This is a genomic window from Mycobacterium sp. IDUB_37 (assembly GCF_055419245.1).
Map to the genome: position 1 here is coordinate 80614 of NZ_JBVAXG010000012.1, position 17145 is coordinate 97758.

At 66.4% G+C, this 17145-nt stretch carries 19 protein-coding genes; 6 read left to right on the top strand and 13 right to left on the bottom strand.

Annotated features, from left to right (window positions below; translation table 11 throughout):
- Nucleotides 1-42: 42 nt before the first annotated feature.
- The gene (locus ACZY1I_RS28590) at nucleotides 43-498 is read left to right on the top strand and encodes a peroxiredoxin (RefSeq protein ID WP_463760552.1); all 456 of its coding nucleotides are present in this window, start codon (nucleotides 43-45) and stop codon (nucleotides 496-498) included.
- A 10-nt stretch (nucleotides 499-508) separates the two neighbouring features.
- Here ACZY1I_RS28590 and ACZY1I_RS28595 read toward each other — a convergent pair whose 3' ends face one another.
- A complete protein-coding gene (locus ACZY1I_RS28595) occupies nucleotides 509-1603 on the bottom strand; it encodes a calcium:cation antiporter (RefSeq protein WP_463760555.1) in 1095 nt (364 codons plus the stop codon).
- Between the two features lie 351 nt (nucleotides 1604-1954).
- On the opposite strand from ACZY1I_RS28595, the gene ACZY1I_RS28600 reads away from it, so the two are divergent.
- Nucleotides 1955-3472: a protein kinase domain-containing protein gene (locus tag ACZY1I_RS28600; protein ID WP_463760557.1), complete on the top strand. Its 1518-nt coding sequence runs from the start codon at nucleotides 1955-1957 to the stop codon at nucleotides 3470-3472.
- Here ACZY1I_RS28600 and hisI read toward each other — a convergent pair.
- From hisI to hisD, 8 genes are read right to left on the bottom strand one after another with little or no spacing between them, the layout of a single operon-like run.
- Entirely contained in the window at nucleotides 3469-3813 is a 345-nt protein-coding gene (gene hisI / locus ACZY1I_RS28605; RefSeq protein WP_463760559.1) for a phosphoribosyl-AMP cyclohydrolase, read from the bottom strand. The two genes, ACZY1I_RS28600 and hisI, sit on opposite strands and share 4 nt — an antisense overlap.
- Nucleotides 3810-4604: an imidazole glycerol phosphate synthase subunit HisF gene (gene hisF / locus ACZY1I_RS28610; protein WP_463760562.1), complete on the bottom strand. Its 795-nt coding sequence runs from the start codon at nucleotides 4602-4604 to the stop codon at nucleotides 3810-3812. Before hisF ends, hisI begins: the two co-directional genes overlap by 4 nt.
- A 1-nt stretch (nucleotide 4605) precedes the next feature.
- A complete protein-coding gene (locus ACZY1I_RS28615) occupies nucleotides 4606-5406 on the bottom strand; it encodes an inositol monophosphatase family protein (protein WP_463760566.1) in 801 nt (266 codons plus the stop codon).
- Nucleotides 5407-5413: 7 nt separating this feature from the next.
- Nucleotides 5414-6148, bottom strand: a complete 735-nt coding sequence (gene priA / locus ACZY1I_RS28620; protein WP_463760568.1) for a bifunctional 1-(5-phosphoribosyl)-5-((5-phosphoribosylamino)methylideneamino)imidazole-4-carboxamide isomerase/phosphoribosylanthranilate isomerase PriA — start codon at nucleotides 6146-6148, stop codon at nucleotides 5414-5416.
- Nucleotides 6149-6150: 2 nt separating this feature from the next.
- Nucleotides 6151-6771: an imidazole glycerol phosphate synthase subunit HisH gene (hisH, locus tag ACZY1I_RS28625; RefSeq protein ID WP_463760570.1), complete on the bottom strand. Its 621-nt coding sequence runs from the start codon at nucleotides 6769-6771 to the stop codon at nucleotides 6151-6153.
- Complete coding sequence (gene hisB / locus ACZY1I_RS28630) at nucleotides 6768-7394, bottom strand: imidazoleglycerol-phosphate dehydratase HisB (protein ID WP_463760572.1); 627 nt, start codon at nucleotides 7392-7394, stop codon at nucleotides 6768-6770. Before hisB ends, hisH begins: the two co-directional genes overlap by 4 nt.
- 7 nt (nucleotides 7395-7401) lie before the next feature.
- A complete protein-coding gene (locus ACZY1I_RS28635) occupies nucleotides 7402-8520 on the bottom strand; it encodes a histidinol-phosphate transaminase (protein ID WP_463760574.1) in 1119 nt (372 codons plus the stop codon).
- A complete protein-coding gene (gene hisD / locus ACZY1I_RS28640; RefSeq protein WP_463760763.1) occupies nucleotides 8517-9833 on the bottom strand; it encodes a histidinol dehydrogenase in 1317 nt (438 codons plus the stop codon). The genes ACZY1I_RS28635 and hisD overlap by 4 nt, the downstream gene beginning before the upstream one ends.
- A 122-nt stretch (nucleotides 9834-9955) precedes the next feature.
- Here hisD and ACZY1I_RS28645 point away from each other — a divergent pair, with 122 nt between their 5' ends.
- Nucleotides 9956-10369 carry a nitroreductase family deazaflavin-dependent oxidoreductase gene (locus tag ACZY1I_RS28645; RefSeq protein ID WP_463760576.1) on the top strand — a complete coding sequence of 138 codons (414 nt, stop codon included), beginning with the start codon at nucleotides 9956-9958 and terminating at the stop codon, nucleotides 10367-10369.
- A gap of 15 nt (nucleotides 10370-10384) precedes the next feature.
- Here ACZY1I_RS28645 and ACZY1I_RS28650 read toward each other — a convergent pair whose 3' ends face one another.
- Nucleotides 10385-11410, bottom strand: coding sequence for a zinc-dependent alcohol dehydrogenase (locus tag ACZY1I_RS28650; RefSeq protein ID WP_463760578.1), 1026 nt, complete (start codon nucleotides 11408-11410; stop codon nucleotides 10385-10387).
- Between the two features lie 40 nt (nucleotides 11411-11450).
- Here ACZY1I_RS28650 and ACZY1I_RS28655 point away from each other — a divergent pair, with 40 nt between their 5' ends.
- Together ACZY1I_RS28655 and ACZY1I_RS28660 are read left to right on the top strand one after the other, a co-directional pair.
- Nucleotides 11451-12017 carry a TetR/AcrR family transcriptional regulator gene (locus ACZY1I_RS28655; RefSeq protein WP_463760581.1) on the top strand — a complete coding sequence of 189 codons (567 nt, stop codon included), beginning with the start codon at nucleotides 11451-11453 and terminating at the stop codon, nucleotides 12015-12017.
- A gap of 9 nt (nucleotides 12018-12026) precedes the next feature.
- Nucleotides 12027-12746 carry a trimeric intracellular cation channel family protein gene (locus tag ACZY1I_RS28660; protein ID WP_463760583.1) on the top strand — a complete coding sequence of 240 codons (720 nt, stop codon included), beginning with the start codon at nucleotides 12027-12029 and terminating at the stop codon, nucleotides 12744-12746.
- Here ACZY1I_RS28660 and nadC read toward each other — a convergent pair whose 3' ends face one another.
- From nadC to nadA, 3 genes are read right to left on the bottom strand one after another with little or no spacing between them, the layout of a single operon-like run.
- Complete coding sequence (nadC, locus tag ACZY1I_RS28665; protein ID WP_463760585.1) at nucleotides 12747-13604, bottom strand: carboxylating nicotinate-nucleotide diphosphorylase; 858 nt, start codon at nucleotides 13602-13604, stop codon at nucleotides 12747-12749.
- Nucleotides 13604-15187 (bottom strand): L-aspartate oxidase, encoded by a 1584-nt coding sequence (locus ACZY1I_RS28670; RefSeq protein ID WP_463760587.1) that lies wholly within the window; start codon nucleotides 15185-15187, stop codon nucleotides 13604-13606. The genes nadC and ACZY1I_RS28670 overlap by 1 nt, the downstream gene beginning before the upstream one ends.
- Nucleotides 15184-16287, bottom strand: coding sequence for a quinolinate synthase NadA (gene nadA, locus ACZY1I_RS28675; RefSeq protein ID WP_463760589.1), 1104 nt, complete (start codon nucleotides 16285-16287; stop codon nucleotides 15184-15186). The genes ACZY1I_RS28670 and nadA overlap by 4 nt, the downstream gene beginning before the upstream one ends.
- Nucleotides 16288-16334: 47 nt before the next feature.
- Between nadA and ACZY1I_RS28680 the strand changes: the two genes are divergently transcribed.
- Complete coding sequence (locus ACZY1I_RS28680; RefSeq protein WP_463760591.1) at nucleotides 16335-17039, top strand: NUDIX hydrolase; 705 nt, start codon at nucleotides 16335-16337, stop codon at nucleotides 17037-17039.
- Nucleotides 17040-17145: the final 106 nt, after the last annotated feature.

A 17145-nucleotide genomic window follows, 5' to 3' on the forward strand; every position in this document is an offset into this window, starting at 1 on the left:
CCAATCAGATGGGCCGACGAACACCCGGCGTAGCCTGACGCCATGAAAACTGGCGAAACCGTGGCCGACTTCGAGCTGCCCGACCAGACGGGCACACCGCGCAAACTCAGCGACCTGCTCACCGGTGGGCCTGTGGTGCTTTTCTTCTATCCGGCGGCGATGACGCCCGGCTGCACCAAGGAGGCCTGTCACTTCCGCGACCTGGCCGCCGAGTTCGCCGCCGTCGGCGCGAATCGCGTCGGTATCAGCACCGACGCCGTGCAGAAGCAAGCCAAGTTCGCCGATGCGCAGAACTTCGACTACCCACTACTGTCGGACGCCGACGGCACGGTCGCCACCCAGTTCGGCGTCAAGCGCGGCCTACTCGGCAAGCTGATGCCGGTCAAGCGCACCACCTTCGTGATCGATACGAATCGCAAGGTGCTCAACGTGATCTCCAGCGAGATCAGCATGGACACCCATGCCGACAAGGCGCTGGAGACATTGCGTAACCGCTGACAACCAACGGCTACGGGCTGATCGCCAGGAAGAAGCTGGCGGCCAGCAGCACCAGGTGGACCTCACCTTGCAGGCGAGTGGCCCGGCCGGGGACCACGGTCAGCACGCTGACCACGACAGTTAGCAGCAACAGCACCAGTTGGGTCGGCCCCAGACCCAGCATCAGGGGCCCACGAATCCAAATCGAGGCGAGCGCGATGGTCGGGATGGTGAGCCCGATGCTGGCCATCGCGGAGCCGTAGGCCAGGTTGAGGCTGATCTGCATTCGGCCCTGTCGTGCCGCACGCGCCGCGGCGAGAGTTTCGGGAAGCAGCACCAGCGTGGCGATCACCACGCCGACGAACGAGTGCGGAAACCCGGCGGCCGCGACCATGCGCTCGATGATGGGCGATTCCAATTTGGCCAGTCCCACCACCGCTACCAGCGCTACCAGCAGCAATCCGAGGCTGGCCAGCGTCGCCTTCACACTCGGCGGGTCCGCATGCAACTCGTCAGTGGAATCGGCTGACTCTTCGACGTCCTGGACGACGGGCAGAAAGAAGTCGCGATGCCGAATCGTCTGGGTGAAGACGAACATCAAGTACAGAGCCAATGAACTGACCGCGGCGAAAGCGAGTTGACCCGACGAGAACTGGGGCCCGGGATGACTGGTGGTGAAGGTGGGCAGCACCAGGCCCAACGTCGCCAACGTTGTGAGCGTGGCCAACGCGGCGCCGCTGCCCTCGGCGTTGAATCGCGTCACGCCGAAGCGTCGCGAACCCACCAACAAAGACAACCCGGCGATCCCGTTCGTGGAGATCATGACCGCAGCGAAGACGGTGTCGCGCGCCAATGTGGCTGCCTTGTCCCCGCCGGATGTCATGAGCGTGACGATCAGCGCCACTTCGATGACGGTCACCGCGACGGCCAGCACCAGCGATCCGAACGGCTCGCCGACCCGATGCGCAACGACCTCGGCGTGGTGTACCGCGGCCAGCACCGCGCCGCCGAGCAGGACCGCGGTGACCGCACCCAACGCCGGCCCGATCTGCGCACTCCAGGTGACCACCAGGGAGATCAGCGCGAGCAACGGAGCCACCGTGGTCCAGGACAGCCGCTTCAGCATCGACAGCCCCTCCCTTCGACGTGGCCAGCAAACTGACGACCGTCTGTCGCAATCGCGGAGAAACGTGGGCCGGCACGCCGTACTAAGGCGTGCAAGCCGGCGGGCCGATCCGAGAAGTTCGAATCACGCTCAACCACAACCGAATACACATACCGGGACATCGACTGCGGCGACTGTGATAGCGGATCGCCGCCACACCGGTCTGCATCCGACGGTGAACTCACAGTGTTCTCGACACTACCAGCGCACTTATCGATGCGACCCGAACCTCGATCAGACCACGAAGGACCGGCAGCCGACTGCGGGCCGCTACCTGATGAAACGCGTCCGGTGCCTCAGTAGCATGCTCACATGCCGACAAGCGCTGGCGAAGGCGACCAAACAGGCCTGCAAGACGGTGAACTCTTCGCCGGATACAAGATTTTGCGGCGGCTGGGTGCCGGCGGCATGGGCCAGGTCTATTTGGCGCAGCATCCCCGGCTGCCGCGGCGCGACGCCCTGAAGATCCTGCCCAGCGAACTCACCTCCAATCTCGAGTTCCGTCAGCGGTTCAACCGCGAGGCCGACCTGGCCGGGAGCCTCTACAACGAACACATCGTCGGGATCCACGACCGCGGTGAATTTCACGGACAGCTGTGGCTGTCCATGGATTACGTCGAGGGAACCGATGCCGCCGCGTTGTTGCACTACCAATATCCGACCGGGATGCCGCTGCCCGATGTAGTCGAGATCATCGCCGCGGTGGCCGATGCGCTCGACTACGCGCATTCGCGCGGCCTGCTGCATCGTGACGTCAAACCGGCCAACATCCTGCTGGGCGACCCCAACCCACGACGACGGATCCTGCTGGCCGACTTCGGAATTGCCCGCCAGCAGGACGAGGTCAGCGGGCTGACCGCAACGGGCATGCTGATGGGCACCGCCGCCTACTGCGCTCCGGAACAACTGCAGGGTTCCGACCTCGACGGGCGGGTCGACCAGTACGCCTTGGGATGCACCGCGTATCAATTGCTGACCGGTGGCGCACCGTTCCACAATTCCAACCCGGCGGTGGTGATCAGCCAGCATCTCTCGATGCCACCGCCGCTGCTCAGCGCTCATCGACCGGATCTGGTCCACCTCGACGGGGTCATCGGCAGAGCACTCGCCAAGGACCGGGCGGCGCGCTTTGCGTCCTGCGCGGAGTTCGCGGCCGCCCTGGGCGCCCCGCCGGGCGCATACACATCGGGCCCCACCATGGCCGTCAACATGCCGACGCAGGTGATTGCCCCGCCGGCACACCAACCTCCCGGACGCGGCGGCGGGCACACGACATTGATCGCGTCTCTGGCTGCCGCCGCTCTCGTCGCGGTGGCGTTGGTGCTCGGCGTGGTGGTCATCCGTAACCACTCCGGGGGGCACCCAAACCGAGCGAGCCAGCAGGGCAGCGGCACCACCACGTCCCAGCCCACGGCTCCTGCCAGCACCACCCTGTCGACGCCGGCGCTGCAGTTGACCAGCCCCGTCACCGACGTCACGCAGGTGTTGGGCCCCCTCGAGCATGCCGAGGTCGAGCGTGCCCTCAGGAGGCTCCTCGACCTGCGGGGCACCCATCTGTGGGTGGTGTATGTCGCTGACTTCGGCGGCCTCAAACCGGCGAAGTGGGTCGAAAACACGTTCCACGCCAACAATTTGAGTGACCACGACGCCATGCTCGCCATCGCCACCGGTACCGACCGACCGACCTTCTCGTTCTATGTACCTGCGGCGATCACTAAGGGCAGACCCATCGATGTCGAGCAGATCCGCCGAGATCGCATCAGACCGGATGTCGATCGTCACGAATGGACCCGGGCCGCGATGGCTGCCGCGAACGGCCTGGAGGCTTAGTCGGCGTCCAACAGCACGTCGGCGTCGAAACAGCTGTGGTCGCCGGTGTGACAGGCTCCGCCGACCTGGTCGACCGTCAGCAGCACCGTGTCGCCGTCGCAGTCCAGTCGCACCGAATGCACGCGCTGGGTGTGACCGGATGTCGCCCCCTTGATCCACTGTTCGCCGCGGGAGCGGGAAAAGTAGGTGGCTTCACGGGTTTCCAGGGTGCGGGCCAGTGCGGCGTCGTCCATCCAGGCGACCATCAGCACGTCACCGCTGCCGCGTTCCTGCACGACGGCGGTGAACAGTCCGTCGGCGTTGCGTTTCAGGCGGGCCGCGATATCGGGGTCCAGAGTCATGTGATCCTCACGGTGATGTTGTCCGCGGCCATGGCGGCCTTCACCTGTCCGATCGTCAGCTCCCGGAAGTGAAAGACGCTGGCCGCCAACACTGCATCGGCCCCGGCGTCCACTGCCGGCGCGAAGTGCTCGACCGCGCCGGCACCGCCACTGGCGATCACCGGCACCGTCACCGCGGCCCGGACCGCGCGCAGCATCGGCAGATCAAATCCGGCCTTGGTGCCGTCGAAGTCCATCGAGTTGAGCAGGATCTCCCCCACTCCCAGCTCGGCACCACGCGCCGCCCATTCGACAGCGTCGATGCCGGTACCACGACGGCCGCCGTGGGTGGTGACCTCCCAGCCCGACGGGGTGGGTGCCGATCCGGCAGGCACGGTACGCGCGTCGACGGACAGCACGATGCACTGTGAGCCGAATTGCCTTGCCATCTCTGCCAACAGGTCGGGGCGTGCGATCGCCGCGGTGTTGACCGACACCTTGTCGGCTCCCGCCCGCAGCAGGGTGTCGACATCGGCCACAGTCCGTACGCCGCCACCCACCGTCAGCGGAATGAACACCTGCTCGGCGGTGCGGCGCACCACTTCGAGCATGGTGGTACGCCCCGACGAGGACGCAGTGACATCGAGAAAGGTCAGCTCGTCGGCGCCCTCGGCATCGTAGGCGGCCGCCAGTTCGACGGGATCGCCTGCGTCCCGGAGGTTTTCGAAGTTAACGCCCTTGACGACTCGGCCGTCGTCGACATCCAGGCACGGGATCACCCGTACCGCCAGGTCGTCACCGGCGTGATGCATTTCAGTAGTCCTCCGGTCCACCTGTGTCGCGCAGGATCTCCAAGATTTCGGCGTGCACTCCCGGCGCCGCGGACAGCGCGGATCGCGACGACGGGGTCCACTGTTCTCCAGCCAGGTCGGTGACGATGCCACCCGCGGCTCGCACCAACACCACACCGGCCGCGTGATCCCACACATGACTGCCGAAACTGACTGCACCGCCGAGTATTCCATCGGCGACGTAAGCCAGATCGAGTCCGGTGGATCCATGCATACGCAATCGCGACGACACCCGGCTGAGGTTCTCCAGCAACGCCACCCGGTATCGCCCTGGAAATCGACCGCGCGAGTCGGCGCTGAATGATCCGGCGGCCACCAGCGCATCGCCCAGCTCGGAGTGCGCTAATTTCGGTTGCGGCACACCATTTTTCATCAGTGGACCACCAATAACCGCGGTGTATCGCTGGCCGGTGAAAGGCAGCCAGGTCAGTCCCGCCACCGGTTCGCCATCTCGCAGCAAGCCCAACAGGATCCCGGCCAACGGCGACCCGGCGGCGTAGTTGAAGGTTCCGTCGATCGGGTCCAGCACCCATACCCACGGCGACTCGACGTCGGCACCGCCGAATTCCTCGCCGTGCACCTCGATCCCGGTGGCCGCGACCAGCGCGTCAACCACCTGGCGTTCGATAGCGAGATCGACTTCGGTGGCGAAGTCGTTGCCCTTCTTGGCAACCGCCGACGCGGCGCGGTGGCCGGACAGAAAGGGCTCGATCGCGTCGTTCAGGATGGCCGATGCCTGTCCAACCAAAGCATCAAGATCCATTACGCAGCTACTCTCGCACCGAGGCCAGCGCCTCGGGCAACGTGAATCGGCCGGCGTAAAGCGCCTTGCCAACGATGGCGCCCTCGATGCCGTGGCCGGTCAGTGTCGCGATTGCGCGCAGGTCGTCGAGGCTGGACACGCCGCCGGAGGCGATCACCGGCGCATCGGTCCGCTCCGCGACCTGGGTCAGCAGGTCGAGGTTCGGCCCGCCCAGGGTGCCGTCCTTGGTGACATCGGTGACGACGTAGCGCGAGCAACCTTCGGAATTCAGCCTTTTCAGCACATCCCAGAGATCGCCGCCGTCGGTCTCCCATCCGCGGCCGCGCAGCCGATGCTGACCGTCGACAATTTGGACGTCCAGACCGACCGCGACCTTCTCGCCATGTTCGGCGATCGCGCGGGCGCACCATTGCGGGTTCTCCAGCGCCGCGGTGCCCAGGTTGACCCGGGCGCAGCCGGTGGCCAACGCGGCAGCCAAAGAGTCGTCGTCACGGATGCCCCCGGACAGTTCGACCTGTACATCGAGTTTGCCCACCACCTCGGCGAGCAGTTCGCGGTTGGATCCGCGGCCGAACGCTGCGTCCAGATCGACCAGGTGAATCCAGTCGGTGCCGTCACGCTGCCAGCCCAGCGCCGCGTCCAACGCGGAGCCGTACTCGGTCTCACTACCGGCTTTGCCTTGCACCAAACGCACGGCGCGACCTTCAACCACATCCACCGCGGGTAACAGAATCAGAGACATGTCTACAGACCCTCGACCCAGTTGCTCAGAATGGCCGCACCGGCGTCGCCGCTCTTCTCCGGGTGGAACTGAGTAGCGGATAGCGGCCCGTCCTCGACCGCGGCCAAAAACGGCACCTGATGTGTCGCCCACGTCAACATCGCCTCAGCTGAACCTTCCCACCGCTGCGCGGCGTATGAGTGTACGAAATAGAACCGGGTATCTGCGTTCAAGCCTTTGAACAACGTGCTGCCCGGCGCGGAATTGACCACGTTCCAACCCATGTGGGGAATCACCGGGGCATCCAAGCGGGTCACCGAGCCGGCCCACTGCCCGCAACCCGTTGTCTCGACGCCGAACTCGACACCGCGGGCGAACAGGATCTGCATGCCGACGCAGACACCGAGCACCGGGCGTCCGGCGGCCAACCGGTCGGCGATGATTCGTTCGCCGTCGATCTTCCGCAGTCCGGTCATGCAAGCCTCGTAAGCACCGACGCCGGGCACCACCAGTCCGTCCGCCGCCAGTGCCGCATCAGCATCCGCAGTGACTTCAACTTCCGCACCGACCCGTTGCAAAGCACGCTGGGCCGAGCGCAGATTCCCAGAGCCGTAGTCCAGAACCACAACCGATTTTCCTGTCACAGAACACCTTTGGTGCTCGGCACGCCCGAGACCCGCGGGTCCGGTTCGACAGCCTGGCGCAGCGCACGGGCGACGGCCTTGTACTGCGCCTCGGTGATGTGGTGCGGGTCGCGGCCGTACAGAACCCGGACGTGTAGAGCGATGCGGGCGTTCATGGCCAGCGACTCGAAAACGTGCCGGTTGATCACGGTGTAGTAGGGCACCGAGTTGCCGGCAATCGTGGTGTGTTGCAGATGTTCCGGCTCCCCCGTGTGCACGCAGTACGGCCGCCCCGAAACGTCCACTGCGGCATGCGCCAGGGTCTCGTCCATCGGGATGAAGGAATCGCCGAACCGGCGGATGCCCTTCTTGTCGCCGAGTGCCTGCCCGAGCGCCTGCCCCAACGCGATCGCGGTGTCTTCGACAGTGTGGTGCGCTTCGATCTCGACGTCGCCCTTGGTGCGCACCATCAGATCGAAGCTCGCGTGACTGCCCAGCGCGGTCAACATGTGGTCGTAGAACGGGACGCCGGTGTCGATGTCGACCTGGCCGGTGCCGTCGAGGTCGAGTTCGATGACGATGTCGGATTCGCGGGTGCGACGTTCGACGCGCGCCCGCCGCGGCTTGTTTTCGGTGTCGGTCACCATGCTCCTAGGAAGTGGTCGCAAATTCGTTGGCGGCGATCTGTGCGCTCGCCCGCAGAAAGGCATCGTTCTCCGCGGCCAGTCCGGTGGTAGCGCGCAGATAGCCGGGAATGCCGACGTCTCGAATCAAGACCCCGGCGTCCAGGTAATGCTGCCAGGCGGCCGGTGCGTCGGCGAACTCGCCGAACAATACGAAATTCGCATCACTGGGAATGACCCGAAAACCCATGCCGATCAGAGCCGTTGACACACGTTCGCGTTCGGCGATCAGCGTGGCGACGCTGCCCAGCGTGTCATCGGCGTGCCGCAGCGCCGCACGTGCGGCCGCCTGCGTCACCGAGGACAGGTGATAGGGCAGCCGAACCAGCAGCATGGCGTCTACCAGGGCGGGTGTCGCCACCAGGTAGCCAAGCCGACCGCCGGCGAAGGCGAACGCCTTACTCATCGTGCGCGAGACGATCAATTTGGTCGGGTATTCCTCGACCAGCGTGATCGCACTGGGCTGCGACGAGAACTCGCCATAGGCCTCGTCCACAATCAGGATTCCCGGCACCACCTCGAGCAGCCTGCGCAAGTCCGACAGCGAAATACTCTGACCTGAAGGATTATTCGGGCTGGCGATGAAGACGACGTCGGGCTGGCGTTCGGCGACGGCCGCGACCGCTTTGTCCAGGTCAAGACTGAAGTCTTCGGCGCGTACCGTTTCCAGCCACTCGGTGCGGGTGGCGTCGGAAATGATCGGGTGCATCGAATACGAGGGCACGAAACCGATGGCGCTGCGGCCCGGTCCGCCGAAAGCCTGCAGCAACTGTTGCAGGATCTCATTGGATCCATTTGCCGCCCAGACATTTTCGACGCCCACAGGTGTTCCGACCTGAGTGCTGAGATAGGCGGCCAGATCGGTACGCAGAGCGACCGCGTCCCGGTCGGGGTAGCGGTGCAGATCTGCTGCCGCGTCACCTACCGACCGCACCACGTCGTCGACGAGGGCCTGGGTGGGCGGATGCGGGTTCTCATTGGTGTTCAGCCGCACGGGTACCGCGAGTTGCGGTGCTCCGTATGGGGATTTGCCTCGCAGATCGTCGCGCAGCGGCAGATCATCGAGAGTCGGCCTAGACGCGCTCATCGCTCGAACCTCCGGCGGACCGCCTCGCCGTGGGCCGGCAGATCCTCGGCCTTGGCCAGCGTGATCACATGCCCTGACACATCTTTGAGCGCGGCCTCGGTGTAGTCCACGACGTGGATGCCACGCAGGAAGGTCTGAACGGAGAGTCCGCTGGAGTGGCGGGCACTGCCTGCGGTGGGAAGCACGTGATTGGAGCCAGCGCAGTAGTCGCCGAGACTGACCGGAGCGTACGGTCCGACGAAAATGGCTCCCGCCGAACGGATCCGGCCGGCGACCTCCGTCGCGTCGACGGTCTGTATCTCCAGGTGCTCGGCGGCGTAGGCATTCACGACTGCGATGGCGGCATCAAGGTCGTCAGTCAGGATGATCTTCGATTGCGGGCCGGACAGCGCCGCGGTCACCCGCTCGCGGTGAACGGTGGTCTGCAGTTGAGCGGCCACGTGGGCATCGGTCGCTTCGGCCAACTCGAGGCTGGGAGTGACCAGAACGCTGGCGGCCATCTCGTCGTGTTCGGCCTGGCTGATCAGATCGGCGGCCACATGTGCGGGATCTGCGGTGTGGTCGGCAAGGATGGCTATCTCGGTCGGACCGGCTTCGGCGTCGATACCGACCACGGATCGGCACAACCGTTTGGCGGCGGTGACGTAGATGTTGCCGGGGCCGGTGATCATGTCGACGGGCGCGAGTTCTGCTCCTCCGGTGTCGGTGCCGCCGTAGGCCAGCAGCGCCACCGCCTGCGCCCCGCCGACCGCCCACACCTCGTCCACGCCCAACAGCGCGGCCGCGGCCAGGATGGTCGGGTGCGGCAGACCGCCGAAAGCTGCCTGCGGCGGACTGGCGACCACCAGTGATCCGACGCCGGCGGCCTGTGCAGGCACTACGTTCATCACCACGCTGGACGGGTACACCGCGTTGCCGCCGGGCACGTATAGGCCGACCCGTTCGACGGGAACCCAGCGCTCGGTGACGGTGGCGCCCGTGCCGAGCGTGGTGGTCGTGTCAGCGCGCCGCTGGTCGGCATGCACCGCGCGAGTGCGCTCGATCATCACCTGCAGGGCGTCGCGAACGTCGTCGTCGAGGCCGACGAGCGCCGCTTCGAGCGCGCCATCCGGCACTCGGACCGCCGCAGGCCGGACGCCGTCGAACTCTTCGCCGTAGTTCAGCGCGGCCACGGCTCCCCGCTCGGCGACGGCCTCCACGATGGGCCGCACCTTGGGCAGCACGGTCTCGACATCGACGCCACCGCGCGGCAGCGCGGCGCGGAGCCGCGCCGCCGTCAAGTCCGCACCCCGCAAATCAATCCGGGCAAGCAGTGTGGGCTCTCTCAAGCCGGGGGTCGTCACAGGGACCATTGTCCCAGAGCAGCTCAAGTCATTATCCGACCGGCCGGTACAGTGCCGGTTACGAGCCAGGCCCGAGGTAGGAGGAGCCAGCCATGCCCGCCCGCGACCAGCACCCGAACCACGCACCCGGCATTCCGATGGTCTACCCGGTGTGGTTCGAGAACATCCAAGTCAAATACCTCAACCCGGCCCTGAAGCCGATCGCTCGTTATCTGCCCGGCACCGCGACGATCGAGCATCGGGGCCGCAAGTCCGGCAAGCAGTTCAAGACCATCGTCACCACCTACCGCAAAGGGAATGTGCTGACAATCGCGCTCGGTCACGGCAAGACCGACTGGGTGAAGAATGTGCTCGCCGCGGGTCAGGCGGACGTGCGATACGCCCGCCGAGTCGTGCACGTCACCAATCCCCGGATCCTGGAAGCCGGCGCCGATGGCGAGGGCCTTCCCACTCTGGCGAAGCTGCAGCTGCGCCGGATGGCGATTTTCGTCGCCGACATCGCCTGAGCCGGCCGCGCGGTCTCACTCCCTGACGTAAACGGTCTTGCCGGTCATCGCAGGCCAAACCGCCGGCGCGTCTTCCCAGGGCACCGCCCGATCCACCACTGGTGATAAGTCGCACCCGCTGGCGAGCAGCGCCAGAACCTCGGGAATGGCGGCACGTGCGTTGACCCGACCGGTGACAAAACGGACACCCCGGGTGTACAGCGGCAACAGGGCCATCTCAGTCGGTTGGTAGTAGATCCCGGTATCGGTGCACACGCCATCGGGCCAGGTCGCGCGTAGCGTCGCCGAAAGTAACGCCGGATTGGCAGTGGTGTTGACGGTGACCGGATAGGGCGTCCACTCCTTGGCCGGTTTCGGCCGGTCGTGGACGGTCGCACCGAGTTTCTCGGCAGCCGCCAACCGCTGCACATCGGTGTCGACGTAATCGACGTGAGCGCCGAGGGCGGTTGCGAACGCCGCCGCATACAACCCGATCGAAACCCGGCCGACCACCAACACCCGGCGATCCACCTCATCAAGGCCGGCCAGTTCGGCAGCGAACGGCCCAACCGTGCGCCAGCCGTCGGGGATGTTGTCGGACAGCGAGGCGATGGCGACCGGATCGACCCCGTCCGGTACCGGGACCAGCATCGCGTCGGCATAGGGCACCAACACCAGGTCCGACATGAAACCTCCGCCGTCCAGCCCGGCGATCGGGCCCATCCCGTACATCGCCAACAACGGCAGGGACCCACACGAGCCGGTGACTCCGCGCTGACATTCGCGGCAGGTCCCACAGTTGATCTGGAACGGCACGACCACCCGGTCGCCCACCCGCACGCTGGTCACGTCGTCGCCGACGGCAACGACCTCGGCCACCCCCTCGTGCCCGACCGCGTATCCCGGCGGCAGCGGCAGGCCACCCTCCGAGACCCAGACATCCAGGTCGCAACAGGCCACCGCCAGCGGACGGACCAGGGCCTGACCGGGCGTCGAAATCGTCAGATCGGCGACGTCAGTCCACGCGTAGCGCCCGGTCTCGACGTGGGTTAGTTGCCTCATCGCAACATTGTTGAGCGATCGTTCAAGTAAAGTCAAGACTGTGCCGAGACCCGACCGCAGCCGCGCAGCGCTCATCGACAATGCGGCCACCCTTTTCCGCCGACAGGGATACGCGGCGACCGGCTTGAGCCAGATTCTGGACGAGGCGAACGTCAAGCCGGGCTCGCTGTATCACCACTTCCCGCAGGGCAAACAGCAGCTGGCGGCCGCGGTGGTGGATCAGGCGGGCGCCGGCATCGAGCAACTGCTGCGCCAGTTGTTCGCCAGCACCAGGCCGGCGGCCGACATCGTCGATCGCTGGATCGACGTTCTGGCGGCGGGCCTGGTCGGCGACCATCGCGACGGCTGTCCCATCGAACCGCTCGCCACCGAGGCGGTGCATGCGAACCCGGCCGTCCGCGACGCCGCCGCGCGCGCCTTCCGCGGCTGGTGCGCAGCGGTCGAGGAACGACTGCGCGACGACGGGTGGTCGTCCAGCCAGGCCGAACAAGTCGCGCTCGCGGTGATCTCGCTGATCGAGGGAGCGCTGATCCTGTCGCGAACCACTGGGAGCCCGGCCGCATTGAACGCCGCCAAGGTCGCCGCCCGCGTGCTGCTGACGGTTTAACGTATTTGCGTGACCGACGCGGTTGGTGAACTCCTCCGGGTCATCGACGTGACCGGAGTCTTCGGCAACGCGATCCTCGGCGGAATCGTGGCACGCGAATACCGCCTGGACCCGATCGGATTCGCCGCGCTGGCAACCTTGTCCGGCCTCGGTGGCGGACTGATCCGCGACACTCTCCTGCAGCACGGACCACCGGCGGCCCTGACCGACTATTTCTATACGCTGGCCGTCATCGCCGGGGCCATCGTCGCGTTCCTCGCCCCGATCCATGACCGGTTCTGGGACCTGACCTTCCCGGTGGTCGACGCCCTGGCGCTGGGCTGCTGGGCCGCGGCGGGCACCCAGAAGACGCTGGACGTGGGTCTGGGCTGGCTGCCGGCAATCCTGCTGGGCACCATCACCGCAGTGGGCGGCGGCGCGCTGCGCGACCTTGCGGTCCGGCGGACGCCACTGATCTTCGGCGGTAACACGCTCTATGCCACCTGCGCCATAGTCGCCAGTGTCGCCGCGATGGCCTTCAACTACCTCGGGCATTCAACGACGGGCACCCTGGTTGCGACCTTCGTCGGCGCCACACTTTGCCTGCTCGCCCGCTGGCGAGGCTGGCAACTCTGGGAAAGCTTGGAATGGGACTACATCGGCCACCGCTCGCCGGGTAGACGGTTGCCGCGATTCGCCGTGCGGGTGAACCGAAAACCCCCTCCCGAGCCCGTGCCGCCCGACGAGTAGCTACATGTCCAGGCCGACGTCCAAAACACGTACCGAGTGCGTTAGTGCGCCCACGGCGAGGTAGTCCACACCGGTCGAGGCGTAGGTCGAGGCGGTCTCCAGGCTGAGCCCGCCGGAGGATTCCAGCAGGGTTTCGGGCGCCCGCGCGTCTCGGCGCTGCACCGCCATCTGCGTCTGCCACACCGGGAAGTTGTCCAGCAGGATCAGCTCGGGCATTTCGGCCAACACCTCGTCGAGTTGTTCGAGCGAGTCCACCTCGACCTCACACGACAATTCGGGAGCGGCGGCGCGCACCGCCCGCAACGCCTCGACCACCGATCCCGCCGCCGCGACGTGGTTGTCCTTGATCAACGCCGCATCGCCCAGGCCCAGCCGGTGGTTGCTGCCGCCGCCGACCCGGACCGCGTACTTCTGCAGCGCGCGTAAGCCGGGCAGGGTTTTGCGGGTGTCACGGATCTGGGCCTTGGTCCCGTGCACGGCATCGACCCATGCCGCGGTGACTGTCGCGATGCCGGACAGATGACACACCAGATTCAGCATGGTCCGTTCCGCGGTCAACAGGCCCCGCGTCTCGGCCTGGACGGTCAGCACCGACTCACCGGACTTGACTTGCATGCCGTCCTCGACGCGGTGCAGCACCTGGTAGCCGTCGCCGCCGATCACCTCTTCCAGCACCAGCAACGCAATATCCACACCGGCGATCACTCCGGACTCCCGAGGCACCATCGATGCGGTGGCGACGGCTCCGGCGGACACCGTCGCGAGGGTGGTGACGTCCGGTCCGTAGCGCAGATCCTCCTCGAGACCGCGCCGGATGATCTCGACGGCGTCCTTGCGCTCAGCGTCTTCGAGGATCATCAGCCCACCGCCGCCAGCGCTTCCACCCGCACAACATCGGCGCTGTTGCCGGCCAGTCGGACCAAGCTGCTACGCCCTTGCTCGGATCCGGCAACCGGGTAATCGCCGCGGTGGTGACAGCCCCTGCTTTCGGTTCGGGCCAGCGCGGCCGCCGCCACCGTCCGAGCGGCCAGCGCCAGCGCCACATCCTCGACATCGCGACGGTCGGCCACGATGCGCGTCGGCGCGTCGCCAAGCATCTCGGACAGACCGTGCAGGCCCGCGGCGTCCCGCACTACTGAGGCGTCACGACTCATCGCCTGTTGCAGATCAACTCGCGCTGGCGCGGTGTGGGCGATCGGCTCGGGCATCCGCGCGCGCGAGCGGCCCGCCGCCACGGCGTGCTCGGCAGCACCCTTTCCGGCGCGACCGCCGACGACCAGACCCTCCAGCAAGCTATTGGAGGCCAGCCGATTTGCGCCATGCATGCCGGTACGCGCCACCTCACCCGCCGCATACAGCCCAGGCAACTCTGTCTGGCCGTGGACGTCGGTCACCACGCCACCGCAGCTGTAGTGCGCGCCCGGCACGATCGGGATGGGTTGACGGACCGGATCGATACCGGCAGCCCGGCACGCGGCGGTGACCGTCGGAAACCGCGACTCGAAGCCTGCGAGGCCACGGGCATCGAGGTACGCGCACACGTCGCCGGTCGCCTTCAGGCGCGCGTCTATCGCGGCCGCGACGACGTCACGCGGAGCCAGGTCACCCATTGGGTGAACACCCGCGGTAATCGAATTGCCTTTGCTGTCAACCAATATCGCACCCTCGCCACGGATGGCTTCGGTGATCAGCGGACGCCTTCCGCTAGCATGCCCAGCGGTGAAAAGCATCGTGGGATGGAACTGGATGAACTCGAGGTCGCTGATCGCCAGACCGGCCCACAGAGCCAGCGCGATGCCGTCTCCGGTGGAGCCATCGGGATTTGTGGTCGCGTTGTACAGCTGCCCGAGCCCGCCGGTGGCCAGGATCACCGAGGGGGCGCTGATGATGCCCAAGCCATCCGGGCGGCTCACCAACACCCCGGTCACCGCCGCATCGTCGTGCAGCACTCGCAGCACCACGTGGCTGCTGCGAATGTCCAGCCCGCGGGCGGCCTGGTCGAGCGTACGCTGCACCTCGGCGCCGGTGGCGTCGCCACCTGCGTGCACGACGCGACGCCGCGAGTGTCCGCCTTCGCGTGTCACATCCCAGCGGCCGGGCATCGCTTCGTCGAATCGCGCTCCGTCACCAACCAATTCGGCGACCGCGCGGTAGCCGTCGGCGACAATGGAGTAGACGGCGTCCGCGTCGCACAGACCTGCGCCCGCCGCCATGGTGTCGGCGACGTGGGCGTCGATCGAATCGTCCTGGTCAGGCAACACGACCGCGATGCCGCCCTGGGCGTAGTGCGTCGCGGTGACGCCGCCGGTCTGGGCCGCCTTATTGAGCACCACGACGCGACGGCCGGCGCGGTGAGCCGCCAAGGCTGCCGCCAACCCGGCGACGCCCATGCCGATCACCACGACGTCGGCGTCGTTCCGCCACTGCGGAGCTTTCCTCATTCGCCACCGCCCGGCTGGCCGATCGCGATCATCCGCTGCACGCTGCGCCGGCCCGCCGCCGCCACGTCGAGGTCGACGTGCACTTCGTCGGCGCCTTCCAGCAGGCATCGCAGCAAGGCCGCCGGGGTGATCATCTTCATGTACTTGCACGATGCGCGGTCGTTGACTGCCTGGAAGTCGACTTCCGGTGCCGCCCTGCGCAATTGATGCAGCATCCCGACCTCGGTGGCGACCAGCACCTTGCGGGCGCGTGTCTCGTGCGCGGCGTCGAGCATGCCGCCGGTGGACAGGATCTTGACCCGCTCCGCGGGGAATGCGCCTTCCCCGGCGAGATACAACGCCGAAGTGGCACAACCACATTCGGGGTGCACGAACAGCTCCGCGTCGGGGTTCGCCCGCGCCTGCTCGGTGAGCTCGTCACCGTTGATTCCGGCGTGCACATGGCACTCGCCGGCCCACACATGCAGGTTCTTGCGACCCGTCACCCTGCGCACGTGGGCGCCGAGGAACTGGTCCGGGCAGAACAGCACCTCACGATCGGGGTCGATGGAGGCGACGACGTCGACCGCGTTGGACGACGTGCAGCAGATGTCGGTGAGCGCTTTCACTTCCGCCGTCGTGTTGACGTAGGAGACGACGACCGCCCCGGGGTGCTCGTCCTTCCATTCGCGCAGTTCGTCGGCGGTGATCGAGTCAGCCAGCGAACACCCGGCACGCTGGTCGGGAATCAGGACCGTCTTGGTGGGGCTGAGGATCTTGGCCGTCTCGGCCATGAAGTGCACGCCGCAGAACACGATGGTGTCCTCGGGAGCCTCAGCCGCGATCCTCGACAGCGCCAGCGAATCCCCTACGTGGTCGGCCACGTCCTGGATCGCCGGCAGCTGATAGTTGTGTGCCAGGACGGTGGCGCCACGGAGGCGAGCCAACCGGCGGATTTCGGCCGCCCACTGCGCGTCACCCTCCACTCCGGCATAGCCGGTGGGCGTACTGACGATGCGGTCCGCCAACTCGTTGCCGATGGCGCCGACCCGCGGCGCCCAGCTTTGTTGCGCTTGCGCTCGACGCGTGGCCAGCGTTTCCATGCGATTTAAGACCGTCATGGAGGCTCCTTTCGCACCCAGGAGGTTTTCGACTTATAATCGAAAACATGTCTTATGGTAGCACCGCCCACGAAGTGCTTGCAGTCGTGTTCCAGGTTCGGATGGTTACAGCGGGAAAGCACGCCGGAAAACCACAGTTGAACGTCCTGTTATGGCAGCGCGCACAGGAACCGCAACGGGGCGCGTGGTCACTGCCGGGCGGGGCACTGCGCAACGACGAGGACATGATCAGCTCGGTCCGCCGCCAACTCGCCGAGAAAGTCGATCTGCGCGAACTGTCGCATCTCGAACAGCTTGCGGTGTTCTCCGACCCGCACCGGGTGCCCGGCGCCCGGGTGATCGCGTCCACCTTCTTGGGACTGGTGCCCTCCCCCGCCGTCCCGGAGTTACCACCGGACACCCGATGGCATCCGGTGGACTCACTGCCTCCGATGGCGTTTGACCACGGCCCGATGGTGACCCACGCACGCACCAGACTGGCCGCAAAGATGTCCTACACGAACATCGGGTTCGCTCTGGCACCAAAGGAATTCGCGCTATCCACGCTGCGTGACATTTACGGCGCCGCGCTGGGCTACCAGGTCGACGCGACGAATCTGCAGCGGGTGCTCGTGCGTCGCAAAGTCATCACGCAGACCGGAACCATCGCCCAGCCGGGCCGCAGCGGTGGCCGACCGGCGGCGTTGTATCGCTTTACCGACTCACAGCTACGAGTCACCGACGAGTTTGCCGCGCTGCGACCTCCCGGCTGAACCGCCGCCTCCACTTCAGGCACGAGGGTTCGACCATTCTGGAAATAGTGATCCGAGCCCGCGAATCTCCGGCGATAATGGATAGGGATACAAACACGGCAATTAC